The following is a 24,724-nucleotide window of genomic DNA, read 5'->3' as shown; positions in this document are numbered from 1 at the left end:
ACGGCCCTCCGGCTACGCTTACCCCGATCGGCAGTGTGTCTTCGCGGTGCGACGGCACCAATGGTGCGCCATTCAACACGGAATGCGCCATGCTGTGGATCTCCAGGATGTCGTCTTGTAACCCCTCGGGATCATGGAGTTGGGTGCGGATGCGATCGACGATATCAACTGCAGCCAGCAGGCGGGTTGTGTCGTAGCTCGATTCGAGCCGCTCCAGCGCAGCGGTGTCGACGTCGCCAAAATAAGTCGTAGTTTTGGCCGGGCGTGCAGTCATGAGCGGGACGCGTAGGTACGGGCAGTTGGCCGAACAGCGGGTCCCGGATCCAGGCTTCCGGCCGACGATCTAGATGTAGCTTATAGTGGCCGAAGCGCCGGATGTTGTGGGTCGGATACGGGCTCAAAAACTCAATGTCTTCGGCGCGCACTTTCTCGCGGTTTGCCGCCATCTCGCGTCGCGCCTGCATCATGTCCACCGTGTTCTGCAAGATCACGGCCGACGCGACGAGGTCGTTGTAGCGTAGTCGCCTCTGCTGCTCCTCTGGCTCGTTCTCGGCGATCACGTCCCCGCCGAAAGACAACCACTTCGAGAGGCCATTGTACGACTCGATCTTGTTCGTGTTCGCGTTGACCTCCTGACGCAATTCGATGCTGCCGATCCACTCAAGCAGGAATACCGCGCGAACGACGTGGCCGAGCTCGCGCGCCGCAAGATACAGCCGGTTCTTGCGGCTTTCGGAGCCGAGCCGGCGCAGCAGCAGCGGCGACGAGATGGTACCGGCATGAATCGACAATGCGACCTGCATTAGCTCCTGCCAGTGCTGCTCGATCAGCACCCAGTCGATGGTCGCCGTGAACAGCTTGTCGATGTGCATGTACTTGGCCTTGCTGTCCGGCCGGTACAGCACGAGATCCTTCCAGTTGCGAATCCGTGGCATCAGGTTGATGCCGAGTAGGTACGTGAACGCAAAAACGGCGGCGGACTGCCCCTGCGTGTCGGCATGAACGGTATCTGCCTTGACCGACAGGCCGGCCTTCAGCAAGCCCTCGATCACATAGATCGACTCCCACACGCCCGGCGGAATGAAGTGCTGGAAAACCGCGATTTAGTTGTCGGCGACGTGCCGGTATGCGACCGCGCCCATTTTCCGGTAGCGAAAGTGATAGCCAGCCAGCAGGTTGTTGTCGTAGAAGTCGTACTGCGTGCCATCGGCCGCCACCGTCTTGCCATCGCCCCAGTGTTTCGGCAGATCGAGCCGAAGGTACAGTTCAATCAGCTCGCGTTGTGCGGTTTCGAGCTTGATATGCCGGCGATTGACGAACGACAGCATGTGCGCGGTGACATCGGAATCAAGATGGCGGGCCGCCTGGGTCGGACCGAGATTGCAGCCCATCGCAAAAATGGTCAGCAGGTAGCGCTCGGCATCCTTGCGAATCTGCGGATCACTCCCGGACAACGGCCCGAAGTGCCGCGTGAAATGGGTCCAATGCTCGATGTTCGCGAGGATGTCCAGCATGTTCCGAGTCGGCAGTCGGGCGCTGAGCCGCTCCTGCAAAGCGCTCGCCGGGATCTCCTTGGCGACGGTTTTGCGCAGTATCGGCTCGCCATGACGGTCGATCACGACGTGCTCGCGCTTGCGCGGTAATTCGGCGTCGAGCTTGTGGGAAGCGTCTGTCAGCCATTGACGCAGATGGCGCACGAAGTCACAGCCGGTTGTGGGCATGCCGAGCTTGTCGCAATAGTCCGGCAACTGCTGCTCGCATTGCCGCCACGGCAACAGGTGATCGCGATAGTCGGCGTACGCGTCGGAGCCCGATACGCACAGATCGCCGACCCGCAGTTCCTCGGCCATGTACGAGAACACGCAGAGCTCGAGATACCGGCGATTGGTCGGCGATCCGTCGCCGTGCGAGCGCCGCACGAGCTTGCGCCACCGCGGCGCGGCGAAGCTCACGCCGACGTCCGCATCGATCCACTCACGATGCAGCGATTCGTTCTCCAGCACCGCATCGAGTGCGTTCAGCAGCGAGCGGACCGGGCTTGTCGAATCCCATTCGAGCGTAAGAGCGACACGCATCATGACCGAACGGTGCGCCTTGAAGTGCTTCCAGAGCAACGGTAGATAGTTGCGGCCGCTGAACGCGCGGATCGCCGCACAGCTCTCGCGCAAGGGCTCCAGGTCGCCTTTCGGCGCGAGCAGCTTCCTGACCGCTCGGGCGATAGCCGTCTCATCGGATTCGTCGGCAAGGATGTCGACAACGCCGTCGAGCAAGCCTACGAGGTCTTCGACCTGATCACGCTGTTTGCGCTGAATGGCGTCCAGCTCGTCGCTTGCGCGCTTGTGGATGGCACCCATGCGCCGGACAAACATGTCGGCGAGATCGTCGCGGGCGCGTACACGCATGCGGTTGAGCAGCGCGACGATCAATGTGTAGCGCTTCTCGGGCAAAGTGTCGTTCCTGAGCGCGGACGCGTCGAGCGCCATCGCCTGATTGGCGAGCGAGCGCAGCTTCGAGGCCGGAATCCCGGCGATGGCCAGTGAAAAATCGCCGAGCTCATCGAGCCAGGCAATCTGGTCGATCAGCAGCTCCAGATGCTGGCGCGACGGGCGTTTCGCATGACGATTGATCCTGTGGTAGGCAGTCTGTCGATTTGACAGATCCCGCGCGAGCAGCCGGTCAAGCGCGAGCTTCTGTTCATCGGTCAAGCGCCGCGTGGCGCGCTTGAACAGTCGGGACTGCGCCCGGGCGTGGATCTGTTCAGTCAGCCGGTCGAGCGTCGAGAACGCCGGCAGCTCGATATCGCGCGCGATCAGCTCGTCGATCGTCGCGTTGATGATGTCCACCGGCTGGTCCATCGTCAGCGACGCCGTATGCGCTGCCCGTGTCGCGATCGCGTTCGCGTCGGTGCCGTAATACGGTTTCACGTCGAGCCAGGTGCGAACCGCCGTGTAATGCCGGAACAGCGTTGGGGAGGTCTCAGTGTCGTAGCCGAATTGCACGGTGTCGCCGATATCGGCGGCTGCCCGAACGTGTTCAACGACGCCGGCCGGAATGGTAGCGAGCGGAGGGAAATAGTGCAGTTGCTGAAAGACCTTCAGCAGCACCAGCAGGCCCAGTCGAGGTCGCTCGCCGCGCGTTGACCGGCGTGCCCATTCGAGCTCGTCGGGCAGCGGCGTGTAGCAGGTTTGCAGTTCCCGGAGTGCCAGGACTTCGGGAAGCGCGGGTACGAGGTGCGTTCGAGGGTAGCCATTGCGGATCGTCCGGATCGCAGAGGGCCGCTCAGATTAGCGCAAGAAAAATCAGACGTTACTGCACAAATCGTAATAACCGGCGCAGTCTTTATAACTACAAGGCTTATGATAGGAATTTACGCTTACCTTGTTGATATCTCTTAACGGCATTTGGCGCAGCGCAATGCGCCGCCGGTTGGACGACCTCCGTCACGCCGCCCCCCCTTGCAGCTTCTCCACCTTTTCCAGTCGGTACCCATAGCCGTAGATCGGCGTGAGGCGATAGCCGTGTTCGGGTCGCAGCCCGAGTTTTGCACGCAGCAGCGACACGTGCGTGTCCATCGTGCGCGTCGGAATCTCCGTGTCATGCCGCCAGACAGACTCGAGGATATGCGCGCGCGACAGCGGCTGGCTCAGATGCCGGAACAGCAGGAGTGCAAGCTCGAACTCCTTTTGGGTCAGCCTCACCGCTTCGCCGCGGGCACGTACCTCCCTGGATCTGAGTTCAAACTCGAACTCCCCAAAAACCTCGCTACTTACCGACCGATCGATCTGATAGGCCCCGCGCAGCAACGACCTGACCCGCGCCAGCAGCACACCGGCCGAAACCGGTTTGACGACGTAATCGTCGGCTCCCTTGTTGAGCATCGAGGAAATGTCCGTCTCACGGCTGCGGCCGGTCATGAACAGGACGGGAAGGCGTTCGGCAAGAGTTTGGCGCACCCATTGCAGTACCTCTTCGCCGGACATTGTCGGCACGTTCCAGTCGAGTACCAGAAGGTCGAAAGTCTCTCGCCTCAACTGCTTCACGAGCACGCGGCCCTCTGCGAACGTGTGACAAACGTGTCCGTCCGCCGCTAGTATCTGGCACACAAAATCGGCTTGTGCCGGATCATCCTCCAAGACTGCGATTCTCATAATCCACCGGATCAAAATTGATCTTTTTGCCGGCAAGGCGCGACATTTGAGTAAGGACGCGACTGCCGCTCCGTCCAGCGAGGCCTCGCCCGTCCACTAGCTCGCCCTTCAAGCGGGCTTGCGAGCCACCGTTCCGTCGTGCGCTTTAGCCTGCAGGCCACCTGCGACCCAAGGGCGCTCCAGGAAGGTCCCGAGGCACGCGAAAATAAATCGCTGCTTTTCGCGCCCGCCGTCTTTGTGCTCTTGCCTACTCTTCCAACCGGCTCAACCTGTTTTCGCAAGCGCGGCGCATAGTATAGAAACAGCACGAAAAAAAATCGTTTAAAGATTGTTAAAACTCGGCCCCGAGCAAACTGCCCTTCGCCTGCTCTGTTGACGGCGATCATCCACGCTAACGGTAGACTCGCAACGAAAGCCGTGCGAAAAGGCGCAACCGGAGCGCATGAGTCGGCACGTGGTTGTAATACGCCCGATAGCGCGTCGGCGCCCTCTGTCGGCTTGTCTGAATTGAGCAGCGGCGCGTCTCATGGGCATTGCCAGAACGGTCTAAGCCTTTTAACGGCTCATCAACGACCGGATTACGCAAAAACGGGGACTCAATACAAGGCGACCGGCCTGGTCGGCTTTTCGATCGCTGATTTAAGCCTGACGAAACGTCCGTCGGCGTCGAGATACAGCCTGTTGGGCGCTGGCATGGCTGCAGTTCTGCCGTCGTACCGGACGGCACTTGCGCCAGCGCAGTCATCGCCTCTCAGTTTGCACACGAAGTCGCGCTCCCGACAGGTTGTCTCTTCTACGCACCCGCACGCTAGGAGCTGCAGCGCATGGTCACCGTCCCAGTGCCCGTCGCAAATCGCCGTACGGCTTGAAGTTGCCCACATCGAACGAATACAGTGGACCTATCAAAGGGATCGGCGTCTCAACGCGCGATTCGCGCTCTCAAAAGAAAAGCCGGACGTCTGCATTGGCGACTACCTTATCGAGGTGTCCAGACTTTACTTTGATTATATGGCCGCTGACCCCTTGCCAGGAAAGATGGCGTGTAAGGCTTTTCTGAATTTCATCCAGGGAAAAGCGTAGGTGCGAAAAGCGCGTCAAGAGCGCATGCGGGCGTAGCAGAGTGACGGTTGTATAGCGACTTACCGTCGGCCGGTGTGCGCATACCGTCGGGGCCAAGAAGTCGGGTGCATGCGTTGACGCGGCCTCCACGCGCTCGTCGGTCCGGCAATTCCGGTCTCGCTCACTGTGGCTCGACCGTTTCACCGCCCTGTCTGAGCGGCAGCCCCGTGAAGCACGCTCCCTCACCTGGATGGCTTTAGACTGCAATTCTGCTTCGTTCACCTGCTCGGAGACGTTCGTGCCGTATTCGGTGACCTCGCGAAGCGCGGGGATGTCCAGTCCGGCGAAATCCAGCAGGAACAGCAGTTGGCGGATCGTGATCGCACCGAGTATCTTCGCGTCGCCGCTGAAGTAGGACTGGACGACTTTCAGGTTTTGCATCTGGTCGGGCGGCGCATCCGCGATCTGCGGCTTGCCGATGCCGGGCGCCACAGCGCGCGCCACTTCGAACTGGGCCTTCTGCTGGCTGTTGGCCCGGAAATACCAGACGAGCGAGACGAGCGAGTCGCGATGCACCGTCGTCATCTCGCTTAACGGATTGAGCGTGTAGCTGTCCTTCGTCCGGTTCACCAGCGCCTTCGGCGATGTGTTGTCCTCGTTCGGCCCCGTTTGCCACACAACGCCCTGTTCATCGCCTCCCAAGGGGCCCTTTCGTCGGCTGAGCGCGATCAACTAGGACTCGGGACGGGCAATACCGGCCGAGCGATTGCCGTTCGCGCCCATGGTGAGAGGAACGACTTCGAGGAAATCGAGGAACACCTCCGCCGGGTTTGTCTTTGCGAGCTCGGCTGCCCTGTCGCCCGGTTTGGATACACCATTGGGCGCGTCCGGTTTGGAAGCGCCGGAGCCCGCTTCCGGTCTGGAAGCGTCAGAGCCCACATCCGGTTTGGCAGAGCCATAGCGCACATAATGTCCGTCGTACTGGACGCGGACGGACTTCGGCCCCGAGCCACTGAACCGTTCGACTTGCTTCAGCCAGATGAGCGCGCAGTACAGTCGTGGATAGAACGGCGGCTGCTGCGCCCCTTCGAGCGAACCGGTCGTCTGATAAAGATTCAGCTCACCGATCCAGTTGTTCATGCTCACGCCCGCGTCGCGGCCATGGACCTGTATCTGAAGCCATTCCACCGGGACACTCGTGTCGCCGGATTGCTTCGCGTCGGCAAAAGCGATCGTCTGTCCTTTGACATCGACGGTGGCCCTGCGCCTGTTGGTGGCATTGACGCCCTCATAGTGCTTGCTCAGGTCGGGATTGGTTTTACCGTCCGCGCCGACGGGCGGCCTGAGGGCGCCGTTGTAGTGATTGGCCGCGTACTGCAAGGAATCGGGATCCGTCGCCGCGATGTTGTTCACGAACATGAGCGGCATCTTGACCTTGGCGTCGCCGATCGACACATCGAAGGCGAACACGCCGTGAGGCGTGATGTCGGTGCGCGGCCAGAACGCCATCCCCGCATTCGGGCCGATATGTATGCGTCCGTTCAGGGCCTCCGGATTGTGGTCACCCTGGGTCTCGCCGAGTGGCAGCGTGGGATCGATGAGATCGGGCGTGCGCGTCGTATTGAGCGTTACGAGCTTGCCGCACCAGAGCCTACCTTCGAATGCCTGGCCGATGGGCCGGAAAGACCATCTTCGGCCGGGCCACACGTATGAAGAAGCGCTGACGAAGCAGCGCCTTGATGCCGCCCGATGTCGCCAGGAACATCCGCTCCGTAAGTTTCGCGAGGGAAGCGAGATGACCGAAGGGCAGCAGATAGCCCTTGTACACCACCTCGGCCCGGATGTCCCGGCCGAGGACGATCTCGTGCTGCCATCGCTGGATGGAGAATCCTTCGAAGATCTTTTTGCCGACCTGCGGCCGGCTTGAACGTGGTGTCGTGCAGAAGCGAGCCGCCCAAGGCGCTGAGCGACAACTCCTGGATGGCAAGCGGGATGGGCCGGTAGATCGCCTGATCCGCACGACCGTCCAGCACCATGTAATCATCGCCCGGCTCGATCTGCCCGGATTTGCTCACCAGGTTACCGGAGCGCTCGGGGTCTTTTATGCCGGCCGCATCGACGACCGCTTCACGTGCTCCCGTGACTGGCAGGCCGTAGGCGGACGTCAGCAAGACCAGCTGGTTTCGGTCGTACGCGTCGAGCGAGGTCCGGAAGATGGCGTAGTTGTCCGCCGGCAGGCGTTTGCGAAAGCGCGCCCGATCGCACAGCCAGCGGAAGAACAGCCACTGCGGCAAATCCGGCACGTGCTCGCAATCGATCTGGGCCACTCCGCTTGCGCACCCGACTCGCTCTGCTCCGCACCGAGATACCACGGCGCCCACGGGCCGGGCATCGGCGCGCCTGCGCCGGGCAGGCGTATCCGGCTGCCGCGTGGGGCGCCGTCCATGGCCTTCGGACGCAGATCGGGCGACGCCACGGCCCGCACGCCCGGCTTCTCCGGATGTTGCCTGTCGACCAGCAGCCGCGCCGACCAGAGATGCCACGGGCCCGAGCGCGAACTCACGCCAAGGCCGATGACAGTTGCGCCGTCCTCGAGTTTCGTCGTGCGCGTATCGATGTCCCTCGGACTGTGCGGCAAAGCACTGCTTGCAACGATCCGGTCCAGCGGCAGCCGCCGCGGCGTCCACCAGATCGCATCCTGCGCCGTGCTGAGAATCAGCCGTGCCGGCATTTCGATGGGCCGTTCGAGCGATTTCGGCGGGATCCCCGTGCCGGCGTCGCGATCCAGTTGGTCTTTCTGCGTGCCAGTGGTCACACGCTCGATCATGTCGGCGCACTGCCACGCCAACTGTTGCGCTATGTCGGCGAGCGGCTCGGCCTGCCTACCCCGACAATCGCCTCGCTCCGTACGCTCTATCAGCGCTATAAGACACTGTACGAGCATCAGGTCTGGACCTGCGAATATCTCGGCATGACGTCGATTGGACCGAGCCACTGGGCGGAACTTAAAGCGTGGATGCGACAGGACGCCACCGAATCGCCCAGTCTCGACGAACTGCTTCAGCACGCCCATTGCTGGCTGTATGAGCGTCGCGTTCTGATACCAGCCGAACGGAAGCTGCGAGCGTTGGTGAGCGTTTCGCGTACGCTGGCTGCGTGACTTGCCGGTGGCCTGTCGCGGAGGTCGTCAAGCAGCTTGCCAATATCGTCGAGACGCGATCACCACCGCATTCGCAAATCTGCTGGGGCCGTTACGTGAGCTAGGCTTCGAGGGCCGCGACGCGGAGCCGAGCCTGCGACAGTTTGAACTTGTCGGCACACTGCTGGTTGCTGCGCACGCTTTTCCTATGCGATTACTTCAGCAACATTGAATTCAGGCGAGAAATGCATACGCTGCTCAACCGCGGCGAATCGGTCCATCAGTTGCAGCGCGCGATCTATACCGGCAAGATCGCGCCGGAGCGCGGACGGCGCCGCGACGAAATGATCGCGATATCAGGCTGCTTGACGCTGCTCACAAACCTGGTCATTGCGTGGAATACGCAGCGTATCCAGGCAACCCTTGATCGTTGGAGAAGCAAGGGTCAGGGCGTTGACGACGCGGATGGGGCCGGCGCACTTAGCACATGTCAATTTCCGCGGGACGTTGAGCTTTCCGATCGACCGCTATCGCGAGATGCTGCTCGACGCAGCGCCATGGCGACGCGCGGCCGGATCGTGAAGCGGTTCTGTAAAGCCGTGAACCCGGGACAACGCGACTCATCTCCGAAGCAGTAGCTACGACGAAACGTGCGCGCAAACAGCAAGCGCATGGCGAGGATTTGCCAGCCGCATTCGATCACGCGCGGTCGACATAAGCGCCATATTTTGCATCAAAAGGATGCGCTCCCGCAAAATGGGGAATTCGTATCTCATTGTTTTTAAAAGCCAAATCAAATCAAACCGCCAGATTTAGCACGAAAAGGACGATTACCCCATGCAGGACTTCTTTCCGCCACTCCGGTGAGCGTTGCCAACGCCGTCGGCGCGCCGGTTCCGGGACACAGATACGAACTTACGGCCAAGGGGCAAAAATACGCCAATCGCGGAGCGCTCTGCTACGGGAAGCCTCGTCTGCAGAAGCTGCTCAAATGGGACCCCGTGGAAACTGTGCTCGGAGTGTCCCAGACTATGGCGTACTTTACGTATTCGATCGACGATCTGCCCGAGTGGGCAAAGCGACCGGACGTGCAGGCCGCGCTACCGAACATGCGTGACGCGATCGACGGTCAGAACAAAACCACAATGCAGATGCCGCTAATGTTGGACGGCGATCATTGGCGTTCAGCGATGGCGAGCAGGTCTTGAAGACTATGGAGGCCTCATTCCTGTCGGGTCGCAGCCGCAGACTTCATCGTTTTCTATGTAGCCCCACGGCGGCAGTGGTCGACACGAAAGATGTTCCGACCCCAAAATGCTAATAAATAGCCTTCGGCACGCGCCGAAAATTGAACTTCGACCCGAATTATGTGTCTTAGCGCGAGCGCCTTCTACGGCTCGTTGCCACGGAGCGGGCCCACAGAAGTACCGTGGGCCCGCTCCGTGGCGGTTGGACTTTTTTGCCCGGGCACAAACGTCTTGTTTAGTTTGTACTAAGCCCATACAATGAGCTTGTAGCGGCGCAGCAGTTTAAATATGCCCGGGTCGCCTGCGACAAATCGGCGTCGACAATCGTAAGCGTGCTGTAAGCACGTCAGGTCCGGGTACTGCCACATTCCTATAGCCTCCCTTCTGGGAGGCTATTTTTATTTGCATGGGCGCCACAATATACCTCGACGAAAGCGGCTGCTTGGGCTGGAAGCTTGATCAACCCTATGGCCACGGAGGATCAAGTCGTTTTTTCACGCTCGCGGCAGCGATCATTCCTGACGGTCGGGAGCCGTCGCTCGAGCGTGTCATACGCGGCATGTACAAGAAACGCGGCAGAAGCGCACGTAACGAGCTGAAGTCAGTGGCCATGAAAAGCGCTGAACGAATCCATTTCTCGAACAGCTTGGCGAACATCAGGACGCGCGATCCTGACATTGTTTTTGCAGCGATCACCGTTCGCAAAGAACGGGCAAATAACGCATTCCGGCAACATCCAAATCGGCTCTACAACTTCATGACGAAGCTGCTTCTGCTCGATCTCATGTCGCAGTACGACTCGGTCTGCTTCATCCCAGACGCCCGTTCCATCAAGGTTGAATCGAAATACGCGTTACACGACTATCTCGCCACCGAACTCGCATCCGTTAGCGACACGGCTCTGCAGACGACGCCTTGGGAAAGCCGCGACTGTCTCCCGCTTCAATTTGTCGACGTAATGGCGGGGATTGTCTGGTCGCACTTCGAACACGGCAATAGTGACGCATACAGGGTGGCAATGCCGCATATTGGGCAGCGGCACCTATTTTTCTAGGCTGCACCGCGGAAATGTGGCATACAGCTAGACGTGAGCCGTGTGGGCTCCCACAACGAGCAGGCCGTAGACCTAGGCTCAACGCGGCAGCGCACACTCTTGGACTTTTCTGGGAGGGTGTGTGGGGCGCAGATGACAACCGCGTTGCGCTCGACCGCGCAAAGGCCATGCAGAGTTATCGACGCGGTGGAGACGGTGTGCGCTGCCAGTGCCGTTTGCAGGCGTTGCGCCGAAGGAAACCCGTTTATCTTCCCAGACCGAGATCTTCGCATATGCCTCGGCAGAACCTTTGACGTGTCGCGACCAGCGCATGAACCGGTTCGGACCCGGGAAACGCTGACAGATCATGTGCCGTCCATAGACCTGCCGATTGGCAGATGTCATCCCAGCGTGATACAAAGTCTCCCGTCCCGGATGATCGCTCCTGCGGCATCGCGGTAAAGAATGCGACTTCCAACATCTACAGGTTCAAAATGGCAACTGGCACAGTGAAATGGTTTAACGATGCAAAGGGTTTTGGTTTCATCACGCCGGACGAAGGCGGCGAAGACCTGTTTGCCCACTTTTCCGAAATCAAGACAGAAGGCTTCAAGTCATTGCAGGAAAACCAGAAAGTCAGCTTCGAAGTGAAGATGGGGCCTAAGGGCAAGCAGGCCGCCAATATCAAGCCTCTTTAAGCCGCGCACGATTCCCTGAAACGTGACCCGCCTGGCGGGTCACGTTTTTTCAGCGGTAGCGTGCAGCCGTCCGTGCGGATGGTGACATGCCCATGCACCGAGGGTCATCGAAAACGGGACGGACAAGTCCTGCGCATGACCGGGTCATCCACCACTGACAACCAGGCCACACCAATCACGCTGCAGCGGGCGCCGGCGTGCTAACACTGGTTGGCTCAGCCGCTACGGTATTTTGCGGCGCCCGCTTCGCCGGTGCCTTCCTCGCCACTGCTTTTTTCGGCGCGGTTTTCTTCGGGGCGGCCTTCTTCGCCGACGCCGGTTGTGTCACTGCCCCAGCTTTCTTCGCGGCGACCGTCTTTACCGTCGCCTTCCTGATCGCGGCTTTCTTCGCGGTCGCCTTCCGGGGCGAAACAGCCTTCGCGTCCGACGTTCCCTCTTCCACCGCAGCAATCAGAAACTTTGAACGATCTTTGGCCGCAGCCAGCCATGCAGGCGCCGGACCGCGGCCACTCCATGTCGCCCCACTCTTCGGGTCACGGTACTTCGGCGCCTGAGGGCCCTTCACGTAGTTGCCTGCCTTTGCAGGTTTCTTCGTAGCAAGGGCCGGTTGCTCAGTGCTGCCATCGATCAGAAACTTCATCCGGTCACGTGCGCTTGCAATCCACGCGGGCGCGCGGCCATGCCCCGTCCAGGTAGCACCCGTCTTCGGATGACGGTACTTCGCCACTGTTGCAGGCCTGGCAACCGTCGCGGCGCCGGACATGCGACCACGCTTCTTACCGCCGGTGTGTGCTTCGATGTCAGCCACCGTCAGGCCATGCTTTTCCATGATGTCACGGATCTTCGCGATGACGCCGGCCGACTGCTTTGCGGCAAGCGCTTCGGCCTGAGCCTGCAACCTGGCGATTTTCGCCTGCACGTTCTCGAGCGTAGCCATGCTTTCCTCATTCTGTATGTTGTGGTGGCCGAACTATGCCAGCAAGCAAGACGTACGTCGATAGTGTGGCGCTACAATTAACAAAAGCATGGACGTCTAAAGAATAATTGGGAGTTTTCGTCGGCATGGGTCGAGACAAACTGACTGACGAGCGACTGCGACTCACGGGCCAGGATGGAAGCTGCAGCCGGGGTTCTCCCACCCGGATTCAATCAGCCCCGGCGCCGGAACACGACTGCTGATACGCGGCTGACGAAATACGTACTGCTTTAACCTTCTGCTGGAAACCGGCACCCTTCTGCGATCCGGTACGATTGAGCAGATTAAAATCCGATGCAGAACCGCCGTCCGCAGATCATCTGGAAGGACAGTTGGACGGGACTCACCGACGGAACCGATATGGATGAACGTAAGCGGGACAGCATGATTGCTTATCTCCGTCACCGGATGGAAGAATATGGCATTGAGCCGGACGACCTGGCTTCGGCAATAGCCGGTGATCAGGAAATACAGGAGCGAGCCCGATATCGAAATGCGACTGGGGATACATGGACAGGCGACGGGGAAATGCCCCAGTGGCTAAAGCAGGCGATTAGCGCGGGACAGAGACTCGATCACTTTGAGACGGCGTCAGCGTCACCGATGCCTGATGCGTGGCAAAAGACAACCGACTGGCGCGACGACCCTTTCGCAGGGAGTCCACTCGCGCGACAGCACTCCGACTGACGAATTCCCTTCGTACCGGACGAACGCCGCTTGCGATGTTGTGTTCGATGGAGCGGGCCTTATTCCCTGCCAGTCAGTGAGAAAACGTGGGAACGGACAGGCCGTCCGGCACATCGCGTCGCTAGCATCCTCACTTCTCCGGTTCTTTCGGCCAGAACGGACGACTTCTGGAAATCCTCACCTTTACCGGCTGGCCGCCTGAAAATGACGTTTGCCTGGTGCATCTGCTATGGCCGCGAATGAGAGAATTCAGGCCGCAGCGTAGAATGGCCAGCGTCGCTACCGGCGTATCGAATGAAACATGGCCTCGCCTATAATTGAACCCTCCGATTTTCAACGTCGCACGGAACGCTAGTTTATGAGTCAAGCCCGCCAGCGATATGCGGGAGCTCGCCAGAGCGGCCAACCCCACTACGGAAAAAAATCCGCGCCCGACCGGCGGGGACAACCGTATGTGAAGACGCCGCCTCGAGACTCCACGGACACGGCCTCCATTTTCAAGACACGATCGTTTCAGTTTCTGGTCAACGCGGTAGGCGCAGAGAATATCGCCATCGCACTCGAATCGAACATGACGCGTGTGGCAGAACTGATGAAAGGCGAGCGGTTCACGCCCGAGACCGCGTTTCACATGGAAACCACACTTGGGTTACCGCATGGATTTTTTGACCAGCCCAATCCTGCGCTCGCGGACGAGACCATCGCCCGTCTGAAGTCGCCGCTCGACTTCGTTCAGAGCGATGAAGGATTCGACGCAGAGTCCGAAGCACCTGAGCCGGCTCCCGTCAGTACCGTCGACCAGCAACGAGTTGCTGTTGTTAGTTTGTCCGAGGAAGCGCAAATGCCAAAGAAAGTAGCGGGCGGCTCGCCGGGAGCCGTCAGGAATCGTCGAAGTGAAATGCCTGCACGGCCTAAACCTCGCGCGCCGCTCGAAGCTTCGTCCGCGAAAAGCAAGACGTCTCCCAAAACGGCCCAACAGCAACCGCTGGCATTGAGCGACAGCGCCGATGCGGAGAACATCCGGCGCGCTAACCTTCGCCTTCTCACCAGTCGCAACGGGTCAAAAGTCAGACTCGGCGTGGTCATGGAGATGAGTGGCTTCAACATCGCCGATCGGCTAAATGGCAAGAAGCGCATGGACAGTGTCGAAGCACACCGGTTCACGGAGCGGCTTGGTTTGCCAACTGGCTGGCTGGACACGCCGCGCTCCGAAGCCGAGATTCCAGAGTCGGTGTCACGTCTGCTGACGCCTGCTTCGCGCGGTCGCGCATCCGCTCAACGACACGAGCCGCTTGCGACCGCAACAGACGATGGCGCGCCAGGGAAGAAGCTCACCAAAGCGAAGGCGCACACGGAGCGCTCCCGTGCGGGCGACCTGCGCGCTTCGGAAAGCCCCTCCTCTGTTTCGGCGGATGCCGCAGGAGAGCACGAGACGATCGTCGTCAGCCCGCAAGATCATGTGAATGATTTCTCCGACGACCTTGACGGCCGCTCAACTGAAGAAAGTAATGGGGAGGCACCGGTAGCCACATCTGCGCCCGCTGAGTCGATGCCCGAGTCGTTGCCCGTCTCCGCAACTCCGCAGCAAAACCCGGCCCCACTCTCCTTCGCTACCGTAACCAGCCTGGACAATCTCCACGGTATCGCACCGATAGCAGAGGCATTGATCAAGACGCTGGCAGGTAAGGCACGCACGGGCCGACTGGACGAAATGAAAGCCCTGGAACTTCTACAGCAGGCTGTCCTGTTGTAAGTCGCTGGCGGCGTCGATCGACCAACGCCGCCGCCGCCATGTCGCCTGGATTGCGCCGAATTGCATTTGGCCTCAACGAGACGGGAAACGGTTGTCACCGTGACTCAGGCGGACGCCCGGAACGCCGCCTCTGGCGGGCGGGATAGTAGAGTCATCCGCGTTCATCGGGCACAAGCGGTCCGACGTCTGCCTGATATCTGTCGGTCCTGCCTGTCCGCTTCCGCCGACGGATTTTATGTCAAATCATCGACGACTTAAGTTATGTCAAATTATCGGAGCGAATGATAACAACTGACAGCCGAGTCGGCTTTGGCAACCAGACACGGAGAATATATGAGATGGCGCTGTCCTGGCCATTGCGAGCGGCGAGTGCGAACTCAACTAGAAGCCACGTCCTGTCATTTCCCTCGAGGAGCAAAGCGTCGAGGCGAGGCTAGCCGACCACCATCAGAACCTAGGAGTGTCCGACCGACGGCACCACAAAGAGGCGTTCGTCCCACGCCACGGGTTGCGGCTCGGTCGCGGCAATCCGCGTCGCGTCGGGGTGTGCGGGATTGACCAGAACGTTGAACTCTGCACGGACGACGACGGAAGGTACGATCAGGAGCGCGGTACGCGACTCGGTCAGCCAGGCGTCGCCGAACTCCCTTGCCGCCTGCAGTGCTGGCGCATCCCATCCCCCCGGGCAACGATTCGGCCGAATGGCGTTCGACGCGAATATGGTCGGGAACCAATGCTTCCACCGCAACTCCACGGCCGTCTCCCTAGTACGTTAACTGTTGCAGTTTAGACCAGACGCGCCTCCCCAGATTTTATCCACTCCCATAAATTGCGAACACCAACAGCTGCCGCGATAGGAACTTCCGATATCTCCGATCACGGATCGTAAGCGTCTCGCAGTGGCCGTTCTGGCGTGCTGATTGAGGTTTTGGGTAGTTTGGTATCCACCAATTTAATGGTGGATACCAAAGTGGACAAGACGTGGGGCGTTGGCGCCGCAGACGGCGCACATAAGCGGCCGAACTTTCCGACCGAGTTCAAACGGCAACTGGTTGAACAATCTTTTGAGCCGGGCGCGTCGGTGGCATTGATCGCGCGCAGCAACGACATCAATGCGAACCTGTTGTTCAAATGGCGACGGCATTATCTGGAAGGAGAGTACGGTTTGCCAACGCTTCCGGAGGGCGTAACGCCGAAGCGCGCATCGGAGGTGCCGTCGCTGTTGCCTGTGGATGTCGTCGCTGAGGCGGCAGAACATAAGCCACCGATGGCAGTCGATATAGCACGGTCGCCAGAGGATCTTTGCGAGATCGAGTTCGACCGTGCACGCTTGAGGGTTCGCGGCAACGTGTCACCGGATATGCTGCGGCTGCTGATCCGGGAGCTATCCCGATGATCGGCCTGCCGGCAGGCACTCGCATCTGGATCGCCGCAGGCGTCACCGACATGCGTAGTGGTTTCCCGGCTCTTGCCGCGAAGGTGCAAGCGGCACTCGAAGAGAATCCGCTCGGCGGCGACGTGTTCATTTTTCGGGGACGTCGCGGCGATCTGGTAAAAATTCTCTGGGCAACCGATGACGGACTATGGCTTCTGGCGAAGCGGATTACCCGTGGGCGTTTTGTCTGGCCCCAGGCTGATGGTGGCAAGATCTATCTCACGTCGGCGCAGCTGTCGATGTTGCTGGAAGGCATCGATTGGCGACAACCCCGTCGTACGGCCGCATTGTCGATGTTGTAAACCGCATCGAAGGCTCGTAAACTGCAGCGCATGCCCGATCATGCGCCACTTCCGGACACCGTTGCCGAGCTCCAGGCCCTGGTGCTCGAGCAGCAGGCGTCGATGGCAAAGATGCTGCAGGAGATTGCCGACCGCGACCGGGAGATTGTCGAACGGGACCAGGAGATCGAGCGCCTGACGGCCCAGATCGACAAGCTCAGGCGTATGCACTTCGGTCGCAAATCCGAGCAACTTGAGCGGCAGATCGATCGGCTCGAAACCCAACTCGAGGATCTGGCAGCGGGCAGCGGCGTCGCCGATGTCCGCCGTGCGCGCGCTCGTGCATCAAGTTCAGGCGTGTCTGCGCCATCCCCGCAGGAAGCCTTGCCGCCCCACCTGCCGCGCGAGGAGCGCGTGCTCGAGCCCGCCTCGATCTGCCCGAAGTGCGACAACGCCATGGAACTGCTCGGCGAGGACGTGTCCGAGCAGCTCGCACGCGTCACGGCGATGTTCAAGGTCATCCGCACGATCCGTCGCAAGCGGATCTGCACCGGTTGTGGACATATCGTGCAACTACCCATGCCGGGGCTGCCGATCGAGCGCAGCATCGCGCATCCGAGCTTGCTGGCTGAGATCATCGTTGCGAAGTATGCGAACCACACGCCGCTGTATCGGCAATCCGAGATCGCGGCGCGCGACGGCGTACGTCTCGATCGGGCCACCATGGCACGCTGGGTCGGGCAATGCGAAGAACTCTGCCGACTGCTGACTGAAGCGCTGCGTCGCTACACAATGGCGAGTGCGAAGCTCCACGCGGACGACACGCCGATCCCGGTGCTCGCACCCGGGAACAAGAAGACCAGGACCGGTCGGTTGTGGGTCTACGTGCGCGATGATCGCCGCTCAGGTTCGAGCGAACCCGCTGCTGTCTGGTTCGCGTATTCGCCGGACCGAAAAGGCATCCACCCCCAGACCCATCTCGCCGGATTCGAAGGCGTCCTTCAAGGGGACGGCTATGCCGGCTTCAACGAACTGACCGAAAGCGGCAAAGTTCGCCTGGCTTCTTGCTGGGATCACGCGCGTCGATATCTCTTCGACGTCCATGAGACAGCGCCGTCGGAAACCACGAAGCAATGGCTCGACATGATTGGCGATCTCTACGAAATCGAGGCTGCTATCCGCGGCAGACCACCTGATGAGCGGCGACGCGTCAGGCGAGAAAAGACCAGCCCGTTGCTCGTGGCTCTCGAGAAGTCGATGAAGGAGAAACTCGCCACTCTCTGGCCAAAGGCACCACTGGTCGAAGCGATCAACTACTCTCTGAACCGATGGGATGGCCTCACACTGTTCTGTGACGACGGCCGTGTCGAAATCAGCAACGTGCTTGCCGAAAATGCCTTGCGCTGTGTGGCCCTTGGTCGGCGCAATTTTATGTTCGCGGGCTCCGACAGCGGTGGTGAGCGAGCCGCCGCCATGTATGGCCTGATCGGCTCGTGCAAGTTGAATGGCATCAACCCACGCTCCTATCTGGAATACGTGCTTACGCACATCGCCGATCACCAGGCCAACCGCATCGACGAATTGTTGCCCTGGAACGTCGCGAAGCATCTCCCCCTATCTACACCTGCCTCGCTTTGATCCCTGCTGGCAGCAGCGCGATACGCCTGCCGCGTCCTTCGACGCTTGTCCAGAGAATTCTCAACGGCTCCCACGCGACGCTTACCACGGATCCGAGCGGAGACGCGGATCATCGAGCTTTTTCATGGAGGCGATACTCGTATCGCGCGCGATCTTCCAAAAACTTCTACAACAACAGCATCTAAAAACTTCAACAGTTCACGACGATTTCGTCACCGCGGCCCCACCGCCATCGCAACTCGCCGTCATTCGAAAGTACGAAGAGCTGCGAGGCCACGGCGGCCCAGAACTGGAATGAAGACATCCAAGAAGCTCCTAACGTTCCCCCCAAAATGCTGGAGAGCAATGTTCTGAACCCATATCGAAACCGCCAATATTCTTGGATCTGCTGCGTTGCATACTTGATGCTATTGCAGTTCCACCAATGCCCCCAGCGGTAATCCCACACATCGTTGAAAGCGAAGTTTTGGACAAGTGATCCTCTCAGTGAACTGGCGTGTGCCCGTTCGGCCCCGTCTGGAAAGACAACTTTACCGGCTAAGAACTCATACTCTTCAATCGAAAATCGTAAGTTCTTTTCTGAGAGTTTAAGTTCAAGCTCCGGGATTCCCGGCAACGTCACGATAATCGCGTGCGCATTCAAGTTGCACACTCGGATAGACTCCTGGTGTCGAAGGCCGGCGCCGCGAACCTCAAGGATCAGCTCGAGCCGAGAAACTTCTTTCGTCAGTGAACGGAACGCAACCCGACACGCTCTCGGCTCGGGATAACCAAAATGCGGAAAACTGATGTCATATTCGACGCCATCCCAAAGCTCACACCAACTTGCCCCGAGCTGGGTACGCTTCATCCACGTCAGGTGAGAACGGCGATACGTCGGCAAAATGAACCAACGTGTGAGCTTGTCAAGGAGCCAAGAGGAAGTCTTCTTCAAAATACCCAAAGCCCATCGAAAAACCCCAAACGAAACGTGTATAGACATTGAAGTATTCCCAACTTTTCTAGGCTGAACTCACTGGTCATCGACTGTGAGTGAGACGCGCACTCGCAACGTTCATCCCGTTGTCGGCCATGGATCGCCTGTGCGTTTCGATGATTGCCGCGATCATCGCTTTATCAACCTGCGCGGCCTTGCTCGGTGCCCGACAGACCTTCCATTGCTTCGCTTTACGACTAGGCGGCCAAAAACGGCTCGGTCTCTTCGATCACGAGTTTGAGAGGATCGAGCAAATGTCCCTGAGTTCATCATTACTCGGGAATTCGTCGAGAAGCTGCAGGGCTAGAGCTAATAGACCGCCTCGCAGCGCGCCGCTGCTAGCGGCACGTGCAGCGTCACGCCAACGATCCCGCGGGTACACGCTTAGCGAAAGCCGAGAAACATCCCCGCCTGCCCTGATCCAGATATCTCTCAGACGCTCGTCAGCATAGCTGGCACCAATAGCTACAATCCGGTCCTCTATCGCGCGGATGCCATCTTGGCCCGCTCCTGCGGATCGATTTCCCCGATACGAAAGGACGAATTGCTGCCAGCTTGAAAGCAGCGTCCGACACTCCCATGCGCCCGCGAAGGCCGCTGAATCATATGTTGACCCACGGTACAGCGCTTCGGCGACTCGGCGCCACCCTTTTTCTTTGCCATGCTTTCCTAGTTCCACGCCGACGTGATCCAACGGCATCGCGGCAATCCACGTCAACAGATCACGCTCCGATATCGCATCTGGCCATTGCAACAAAGCCTTAAGCCCTGCCGGAGTAGGGCGACTACGCCGTGCTACTGCGATGATGCGACTAGCGAGCGGCTCCTCCGGATATGGAAAGCCGGTACCGGAGTTCAGCCTCTCGAGCGCAACGATCGCGACCTGCTCGACGAAGTCTTGAGGTAGACGTGACCAGAGCTTGCCTCTCTCGGGCCATTCAAGGACCCGCACAGCGAAATCGCTCGAGATCGCCCGGATTAGGAGCATCGAGAGATCGACGTCGTCGATTCCCTGAAGAAGCAGGTTGCACATAGCGGCTCTGTCAATTGAAACAGGCCAAGGGGAACCGCCGTGAATGATGTGTTGCGTCCACAGCAATAGCCATCTTGGCTCGACAACCATTTTTGACAATAGTCGCGGCTCCCTAGCCGTTCGGGCCGCGACGAGCCTCGTGAGTACATCGTTACCAAGCTCAACTGTTGCTGCCACGAGTTGCTCGCCATCCGTGTGCCTGACGAGCCATTCGATTCCAGGCAACGTGCTACCCGGAAACGCGAGTTGCCGTTCCAGCGCGTCGTGCGTTGACATGGTGCGTTTGCACATTTGTGCGTGCAGCGTTGACCATCCAAATTCCGCGCACGCCTCAAGTATGCCCGACGCCTCCTGCGCCCCCGCCGCGCCATAACTTTCCGCTGCTGCAATCATGCTCATTTCAAGCTGGTCGAACCGCCAGATGGACTTCAGCACGGACCTGCACCTGGAACACGACAGCCAGCGAAAAAGTGCCGAGCTCCACCGCACGGAGTATAGATGTTCTGCGAGCGTCGATTCGACAGCTAGCCTCCACCAGTCGCGAGACCGACTTGGTGCGAGTGCCTGAATGATTGAGGCGAAGTCGGCAGGCTCCGTTTCCGGGGCGTTTCGTTCAATCCAGCGACTAATGCCCGCCTTGACGGCGCTAAGATCGGGCAACGCTCCGTCGTCGATGTTCGCCATCGATCTGAGCACGTTGGCGTCGACGCCCTCAATTCCGGCGGCAATGACTGCGAGAGCTTCCGTTTTCAGTCCTACCAGTATTTCCCTGTCGGGCGCCACCAGGATGAGGGATCGGATCAGCAAGATCGCGTCACCCGGCGATGCCTTGTCGCGTAGAGAATCAAGTCGCGCGGCGGCTCGAGCGATCGTACCGAGTCTTCCAAGCGTCAACGTGCTCGACAATGCCCGTGTGATCTGCTCGAGACCGCTGTCGTCGCCGCCCGCCATCCATTTTGCTGCGCGTGAAGTTTCCTCCGGCTGTAAGTCGTGAACCCGTCTGACGCTGGGCCATTGTGCCGCCCGATCATCAGGAGTACATAGAATCGTGCATTTATCGTCACCTTTATGTTGGGGCGGATTGAGCATCACGCGGCCCGAAAACGCGCTTCTGTCCGCGCCTGGGAGTCGCCTCCACAGCACCGCGATCAAGCCAGACCAATGCTGCAACCCGACGAGAACAGGCGCGCGATCGCGTCCGGCGAGAATGGCCTGCGCCGCAGCTTCCGTAATCGACATTGCCGGCAGTGTAAGAGCCTCGCCCGTTACCTCGCAGATAAACGGTGTTAGGTCTTCCACCCCGCTGATCTCACCTATCGGCCATAACAGCGCTTGACTGGTTACCATGCCAGCCCGAGTCGCTTCTTTATCGGGGCGAGTACACCAGAGAGTCCACCACCCACCGACGGGACCAAAGCCGATCGAGGGCCACCACACGTCGCCCGGCCGGTATGAACCTGGCGGCTTGTCTGTCAGGCCGAGTAGAGCCCGTGGCGGCTCGCCGTCCCCGTCGAAATCGCAGAGGGTATGCTTGTTGTCCGTCGCGCCGTAACGCGCACGAAGTGGCCCTGTCATTGTGCCTCACTCAGCCAGTCCAGAGGCGTAGTCAGATCGGAGTCGCGCCCCCCGCCGTCCGGATGGATCACCCAACCTTGATATTCAGGACCCAAATCAATGAAATCGTCGTCGGCGCTGTTTTGCGTAAGCAATCGGCCAAGCGCGGACAAGCCCCAAACACTCAGATCGGACGACGACCATGTGTTCTGGAGAAAGGACGCGAGTAACGGCAGGTGCCGTTCCAGCATTGCCATCGGTGGCCCGCTCTCCTCGCCAAGTTCGTCGTAGCAGGATAGCAGGACCAGCAATCGCGGACGCGAAAGCCGATTCGCCGTCCCCCGCCCGGTCGCATGCAGCAGTATCTGCAAAAGCTCGACCCATTTCGCATTGGAGTCCCATTTCTCAGCCCTCGGCTCTGGCTTAGCCTGTGTATGTGCGCGCTCTACGAGCCGGTCAAGGGCGTCTCCGTATACGGTTTCGGTTTTGAGACGAATGAGGACAATCCAACCGTCAGCCTGGCAGAGACGAGATCTCCAAGACTCCGGCACGGAGCGCTTCTGGAAGACGTCATCAAGTTGCTCTCCACCGTAATCCGGCCAGTGAATATCAACCGGTTCACCGGAGGCACTGATCAACGGCAGCTTGACTTCAGCCCACGTATTCGATGGTGTATGCCCGGCCGCATGTCCATTTTCCAACGCTGCAAGGACTTCCTCCAGCGCCGAGAGATCCGCTGGCGTACCATCCGACTTCCGCAAGCGAAAGTGTCCAGGACGTCGCTGAACGCGTCCATAGATCTGGCCAGCAAGGTGTGTCTTCCCACTATTCGGTCCGCCGAGTACAACGAGTGCGGGACTATTCATGATGCCCCCGATAGGCGTTGAACGGCAACGCCGTGCCGCGTGGAATGACCAAGGAACGACCGAATGGTGCCGCGTCCCATGCCTGTTCTACCGCCGATCCCACAGCTTCACTGAGCGTGGCGGGAACATTCGTCGTGCATTCCGTTTCTTGAGCGTGAGGTAAATGCTCTCGCAATGCGGCCCGTATCGACTCTTTGATGGCCTCTGCCGGTCGCTCATCCGATTTTGCCCAAACAAAGACGACGGGCCGGGCGCCCACATGTCGCCCTAGCCGTTCCACGAGCTGCCGAAGCTCTTTGCGTGCACTTCCGCGTTCTGGGCCGGCTAGGCGTTTGCTGTCAGCGACGATCACGAGCGCGTCCGCATTTGTTGCAATCCACCGAGCCCCACTGGCGTCCTCCGCTTCCTCATTGACCGCCCAGCTACTGAACCATTCGCCCGGAGCATCTGTGAAGATAACGTCCCGTTGTGCATGAGAGCTGTTGCGCAATGCGACGTGAAGCAAGCCGGGAACGCGGCCAGTTCCGCGTGGTGTGTGCGGTGGAAACGACGGACTACCTTTTTCAAGTCGCACCCATGCGGCGAGAGACTCCCAAGCCTCAAGCGTTTTCGAGCCACTGAACGATGCGCCGCCCAGTGTGGCGCCTTTCATCATGGCGAGGTAGCAACCGACGAGAATGGTCGTCTTTCCCGTATCATGCGCGCCAACCACGGCGATCATGACGGGGCGCCGGTATGAGAAAAGATTGAACAAATCACTCGTTCCGAGCGCCGCGCCTGACCATGGCACGCTCACAGCAACTTCAGCTTCGGGCTGCGGCACTTCGCCGGCAGTCTCGTTGCCGTCCAGCCAGTCCGCACATCCTTCGGCTGGTGACTCGCCCAACGGACAGGACTCCCCTTCGTGCACAAAGCAGTCTTGATTGCCGCATCGCCTTGTCATCCCGCGTCCCTCGCGAGCCGTTCGGCCTGTTCTTGCCGGTACAGGGCTCTTGCGAACGCCGGCAACGACCCCGACCAATCGGCAGAGACGCCCGCCCGTGACAGTATCGACTCAACGTCACAATCGCGATCGTTGATAGCAGCCACGAAGACGTCGCGTATGCTTAGTTCTCCTGCCGATGGTGCATCGCTCATGTAGTCACTAAGGCGCAGCGGAGCTCCGGCCCATGCTTCTCGAATTGCCGCCAGAAGATCCTTCAATGCATAACTGCGATCGAATCCGGCGGCGTCAAGACGGTTGACGGCTTCAGCTAAAAGATAGGCAGTTGCAGCGGGCGCTGGCGCAACGATAATCTCGAGTAGATCAATAACCATCACGACGGCGGCAGCATGCAAGGGCATCTCGCGGTACCCTTTTTGGCATTTAGGCGAATACATAGCCTCATACCACCACAGGCAGTCCAGCCGTACCAGATCTCGGGCGGTCTGTCTTTCAAACTCGACACGCGTTGTTTTGCTTAGGTGCGCGCTCACGTCGGACGCATACTTGGCCGTGGCCGTCAGGGCGTCAGTAGTGCGCTTCAGCGAAGCGTCCACTGCCGTTGACAACTCTTGCGCAACTTTCTCCATGACGCCAGCGAGTTTAGTGGGATCAACACGTGACGTTGGCTGATTATGTGGACTGTTGAACTGGTGAAGCGCAGCGCCAACATCGGCTCCCAGATCCCATTCAGGCACTTCCACCTCGATCGCCGGTATCTCTGGAGGTTGAGGCACCGCAGTCTTCTTGGCTGATGCGCCCCGCGCAATCTGCGATTCCCCTTCCGCACGCTGGGCAATCCCGTGAAGCATTTTCTCGACGATCGGAGCTTCCACGCCAAGCCGCGCAAACGGCAACTGATCGACAAGCGTATTCCAAACGATCGCGGCGCCTCGAGCGTCTTCTGCTGCGAAGTTGCATGCGTCGAGTAGCATCGCCCTCAGCAATGCTAGAGGCATACTGGTGTGCACCGAGCGCATCGTAGGCCACTTCTCGACAAGAATTTTGTGCGCAGAGACGATTGCAGGATCGTTGTCTCTCACATCCGGATTGATCGCAGCGAGTGCCGCGCGTAGCAGCGCTTGCCTGTCGTTTTTTAACGCGACTGCGAGGTCGTTTACAGCCGCAACGATTTTTACCAGGCGAGTGTCGTCACCGTCAAGCTTGGTGATCAACCCAGCAGCGACGAAGTCGTCAAATAGAGATTGCATCGGACCGT

19 protein-coding genes and 4 pseudogenes are annotated in these 24,724 nt (G+C 59.6%); 10 read left to right on the top strand and 13 right to left on the bottom strand.

The window, feature by feature from the left end; translation table 11 throughout:
* Nucleotides 1–28 precede the first annotated feature (28 nt).
* The 6 genes and pseudogenes from QEN71_RS44725 to QEN71_RS41885 form a co-directional block, all read right to left on the bottom strand.
* A pseudogene (locus tag QEN71_RS44725) lies at nt 29–274 on the bottom strand (transposase); the annotation flags it as partial.
* Nucleotides 165–3,250, bottom strand: a pseudogene (locus QEN71_RS41905) (Tn3 family transposase). The pseudogenes QEN71_RS44725 and QEN71_RS41905, both read right to left, overlap by 110 nt.
* A gap of 190 nt (nt 3,251–3,440) precedes the next feature.
* On the bottom strand, nt 3,441–4,148 hold the full coding sequence (locus QEN71_RS41900) for a response regulator transcription factor (RefSeq protein ID WP_201662415.1): 708 nt from the start codon (nt 4,146–4,148) through the stop codon (nt 3,441–3,443).
* A gap of 939 nt (nt 4,149–5,087) precedes the next feature.
* A complete protein-coding gene (locus tag QEN71_RS41895) occupies nt 5,088–5,939 on the bottom strand; it encodes a hypothetical protein (protein WP_201662412.1) in 852 nt (283 codons plus the stop codon).
* Nucleotides 5,940–6,716, bottom strand: a complete 777-nt coding sequence (locus tag QEN71_RS41890; RefSeq protein ID WP_201662409.1) for a hypothetical protein — start codon at nt 6,714–6,716, stop codon at nt 5,940–5,942. It abuts the gene before it with no gap.
* Nucleotides 6,717–6,835: 119 nt separating this feature from the next.
* Nucleotides 6,836–7,534 carry a hypothetical protein gene (locus QEN71_RS41885; RefSeq protein ID WP_201662406.1) on the bottom strand — a complete coding sequence of 233 codons (699 nt, stop codon included), beginning with the start codon at nt 7,532–7,534 and terminating at the stop codon, nt 6,836–6,838.
* A 419-nt stretch (nt 7,535–7,953) separates the two neighbouring features.
* Between QEN71_RS41885 and QEN71_RS45005 the strand changes: the two are divergent.
* The 5 genes and pseudogenes from QEN71_RS45005 to QEN71_RS41860 all read left to right on the top strand — a co-directional run.
* Nucleotides 7,954–8,337 (top strand): annotated as a pseudogene (locus QEN71_RS45005) (DUF4158 domain-containing protein); the annotation flags it as partial.
* A gap of 197 nt (nt 8,338–8,534) precedes the next feature.
* Nucleotides 8,535–8,928, top strand: a pseudogene (locus tag QEN71_RS41875) (Tn3 family transposase); the annotation flags it as partial.
* A gap of 281 nt (nt 8,929–9,209) precedes the next feature.
* Nucleotides 9,210–9,554 carry a hypothetical protein gene (locus tag QEN71_RS41870; RefSeq protein ID WP_201662403.1) on the top strand — a complete coding sequence of 115 codons (345 nt, stop codon included), beginning with the start codon at nt 9,210–9,212 and terminating at the stop codon, nt 9,552–9,554.
* Nucleotides 9,555–9,999: 445 nt separating this feature from the next.
* Entirely contained in the window at nt 10,000–10,647 is a 648-nt protein-coding gene (locus tag QEN71_RS41865; RefSeq protein WP_267909749.1) for a DUF3800 domain-containing protein, read from the top strand.
* 473 nt (nt 10,648–11,120) lie between these two features.
* Nucleotides 11,121–11,324 (top strand): cold-shock protein, encoded by a 204-nt coding sequence (locus QEN71_RS41860; RefSeq protein ID WP_201662421.1) that lies wholly within the window; start codon nt 11,121–11,123, stop codon nt 11,322–11,324.
* 175 nt (nt 11,325–11,499) lie between these two features.
* Here QEN71_RS41860 and QEN71_RS41855 read toward each other — a convergent pair whose 3' ends face one another.
* On the bottom strand, nt 11,500–12,261 hold the full coding sequence (locus QEN71_RS41855) for an H-NS family nucleoid-associated regulatory protein (protein WP_201662396.1): 762 nt from the start codon (nt 12,259–12,261) through the stop codon (nt 11,500–11,502).
* Nucleotides 12,262–12,660: 399 nt separating this feature from the next.
* On the opposite strand from QEN71_RS41855, the gene QEN71_RS41850 reads away from it, so the two are divergent.
* A complete protein-coding gene (locus QEN71_RS41850) occupies nt 12,661–12,987 on the top strand; it encodes an H-NS histone family protein (RefSeq protein ID WP_201662418.1) in 327 nt (108 codons plus the stop codon).
* Nucleotides 12,988–13,345: 358 nt separating this feature from the next.
* Nucleotides 13,346–14,740, top strand: a complete 1,395-nt coding sequence (locus QEN71_RS41845) for a hypothetical protein (protein ID WP_201662393.1) — start codon at nt 13,346–13,348, stop codon at nt 14,738–14,740.
* Between the two features lie 454 nt (nt 14,741–15,194).
* Here QEN71_RS41845 and QEN71_RS41840 read toward each other — a convergent pair whose 3' ends face one another.
* Nucleotides 15,195–15,494: an RES family NAD+ phosphorylase gene (locus QEN71_RS41840; protein WP_425469843.1), complete on the bottom strand. Its 300-nt coding sequence runs from the start codon at nt 15,492–15,494 to the stop codon at nt 15,195–15,197.
* 159 nt (nt 15,495–15,653) lie between these two features.
* Here QEN71_RS41840 and tnpA point away from each other — a divergent pair, with 159 nt between their 5' ends.
* From tnpA to tnpC, 3 genes are read left to right on the top strand one after another with little or no spacing between them, the layout of a single operon-like run.
* Nucleotides 15,654–16,136, top strand: a complete 483-nt coding sequence (gene tnpA / locus QEN71_RS41835; protein ID WP_233472249.1) for an IS66-like element accessory protein TnpA — start codon at nt 15,654–15,656, stop codon at nt 16,134–16,136.
* Nucleotides 16,133–16,477, top strand: a complete 345-nt coding sequence (gene tnpB / locus QEN71_RS41830) for an IS66 family insertion sequence element accessory protein TnpB (RefSeq protein ID WP_201662951.1) — start codon at nt 16,133–16,135, stop codon at nt 16,475–16,477. The genes tnpA and tnpB overlap by 4 nt, the downstream gene beginning before the upstream one ends.
* A gap of 30 nt (nt 16,478–16,507) precedes the next feature.
* Complete coding sequence (gene tnpC, locus QEN71_RS41825; protein ID WP_201662954.1) at nt 16,508–18,094, top strand: IS66 family transposase; 1,587 nt, start codon at nt 16,508–16,510, stop codon at nt 18,092–18,094.
* 190 nt (nt 18,095–18,284) lie between these two features.
* Here the strand turns inward: tnpC and QEN71_RS41820 are convergent, their stop codons facing one another.
* The 5 genes from QEN71_RS41820 to QEN71_RS41800 all read right to left on the bottom strand — a co-directional run bounded on the left by QEN71_RS41820 (nt 18,285) and on the right by QEN71_RS41800 (nt 24,716).
* Entirely contained in the window at nt 18,285–19,076 is a 792-nt protein-coding gene (locus QEN71_RS41820; RefSeq protein ID WP_201661983.1) for a hypothetical protein, read from the bottom strand.
* Nucleotides 19,077–19,299: 223 nt separating this feature from the next.
* A complete protein-coding gene (locus QEN71_RS41815; protein ID WP_233472184.1) occupies nt 19,300–21,678 on the bottom strand; it encodes a GAP1-N1 domain-containing protein in 2,379 nt (792 codons plus the stop codon).
* A complete protein-coding gene (locus tag QEN71_RS41810) occupies nt 21,675–22,523 on the bottom strand; it encodes a TRAFAC clade GTPase domain-containing protein (RefSeq protein ID WP_233472183.1) in 849 nt (282 codons plus the stop codon). The genes QEN71_RS41815 and QEN71_RS41810 overlap by 4 nt, the downstream gene beginning before the upstream one ends.
* Nucleotides 22,516–23,409: a TRAFAC clade GTPase domain-containing protein gene (locus QEN71_RS41805; protein ID WP_201661978.1), complete on the bottom strand. Its 894-nt coding sequence runs from the start codon at nt 23,407–23,409 to the stop codon at nt 22,516–22,518. The genes QEN71_RS41810 and QEN71_RS41805 overlap by 8 nt, the downstream gene beginning before the upstream one ends.
* A gap of 53 nt (nt 23,410–23,462) precedes the next feature.
* Nucleotides 23,463–24,716, bottom strand: coding sequence for a GTPase-associated system all-helical protein GASH (locus QEN71_RS41800; protein ID WP_201661975.1), 1,254 nt, complete (start codon nt 24,714–24,716; stop codon nt 23,463–23,465).
* Nucleotides 24,717–24,724 lie beyond the last annotated feature (8 nt).

This window comes from Paraburkholderia sabiae (assembly GCF_030412785.1).
Taxonomy (GTDB): domain Bacteria; phylum Pseudomonadota; class Gammaproteobacteria; order Burkholderiales; family Burkholderiaceae; genus Paraburkholderia; species Paraburkholderia sabiae.
The sequence above is the reverse complement of the archived record's forward strand: the minus strand, read 5'-3'. Positions and strand labels throughout refer to the sequence as shown.

Excerpts from the sequence above, each read along its gene's own strand:
- QEN71_RS41850 (WP_201662418.1), top strand. The coding sequence starts at position 12,661 with ATGGATGAACGTAAGCGGGACAGCATGATTGCTTATCTCCGTCACCGG.
- QEN71_RS41815 (WP_233472184.1), bottom strand. The coding sequence starts at position 21,678 with ATGACAGGGCCACTTCGTGCGCGTTACGGCGCGACGGACAACAAGCAT.
- QEN71_RS41860 (WP_201662421.1), top strand. The coding sequence starts at position 11,121 with ATGGCAACTGGCACAGTGAAATGGTTTAACGATGCAAAGGGTTTTGGT.
- QEN71_RS41845 (WP_201662393.1), top strand. The coding sequence starts at position 13,346 with ATGAGTCAAGCCCGCCAGCGATATGCGGGAGCTCGCCAGAGCGGCCAA.
- QEN71_RS41900 (WP_201662415.1), bottom strand. The coding sequence starts at position 4,148 with ATGAGAATCGCAGTCTTGGAGGATGATCCGGCACAAGCCGATTTTGTG.
- QEN71_RS41800 (WP_201661975.1), bottom strand. The coding sequence starts at position 24,716 with ATGCAATCTCTATTTGACGACTTCGTCGCTGCTGGGTTGATCACCAAG.
- QEN71_RS41810 (WP_233472183.1), bottom strand. The coding sequence starts at position 22,523 with ATGAATAGTCCCGCACTCGTTGTACTCGGCGGACCGAATAGTGGGAAG.
- tnpB (WP_201662951.1), top strand. The coding sequence starts at position 16,133 with ATGATCGGCCTGCCGGCAGGCACTCGCATCTGGATCGCCGCAGGCGTC.
- QEN71_RS41890 (WP_201662409.1), bottom strand. The coding sequence starts at position 6,716 with ATGGCGTTCTGGCCGCGCACCGACATCACGCCTCACGGCGTGTTCGCC.
- QEN71_RS41820 (WP_201661983.1), bottom strand. The coding sequence starts at position 19,076 with ATGTCTATACACGTTTCGTTTGGGGTTTTTCGATGGGCTTTGGGTATT.
- QEN71_RS41865 (WP_267909749.1), top strand. The coding sequence starts at position 10,000 with ATGGGCGCCACAATATACCTCGACGAAAGCGGCTGCTTGGGCTGGAAG.
- tnpC (WP_201662954.1), top strand. The coding sequence starts at position 16,508 with ATGCCCGATCATGCGCCACTTCCGGACACCGTTGCCGAGCTCCAGGCC.
- QEN71_RS41855 (WP_201662396.1), bottom strand. The coding sequence starts at position 12,261 with ATGGCTACGCTCGAGAACGTGCAGGCGAAAATCGCCAGGTTGCAGGCT.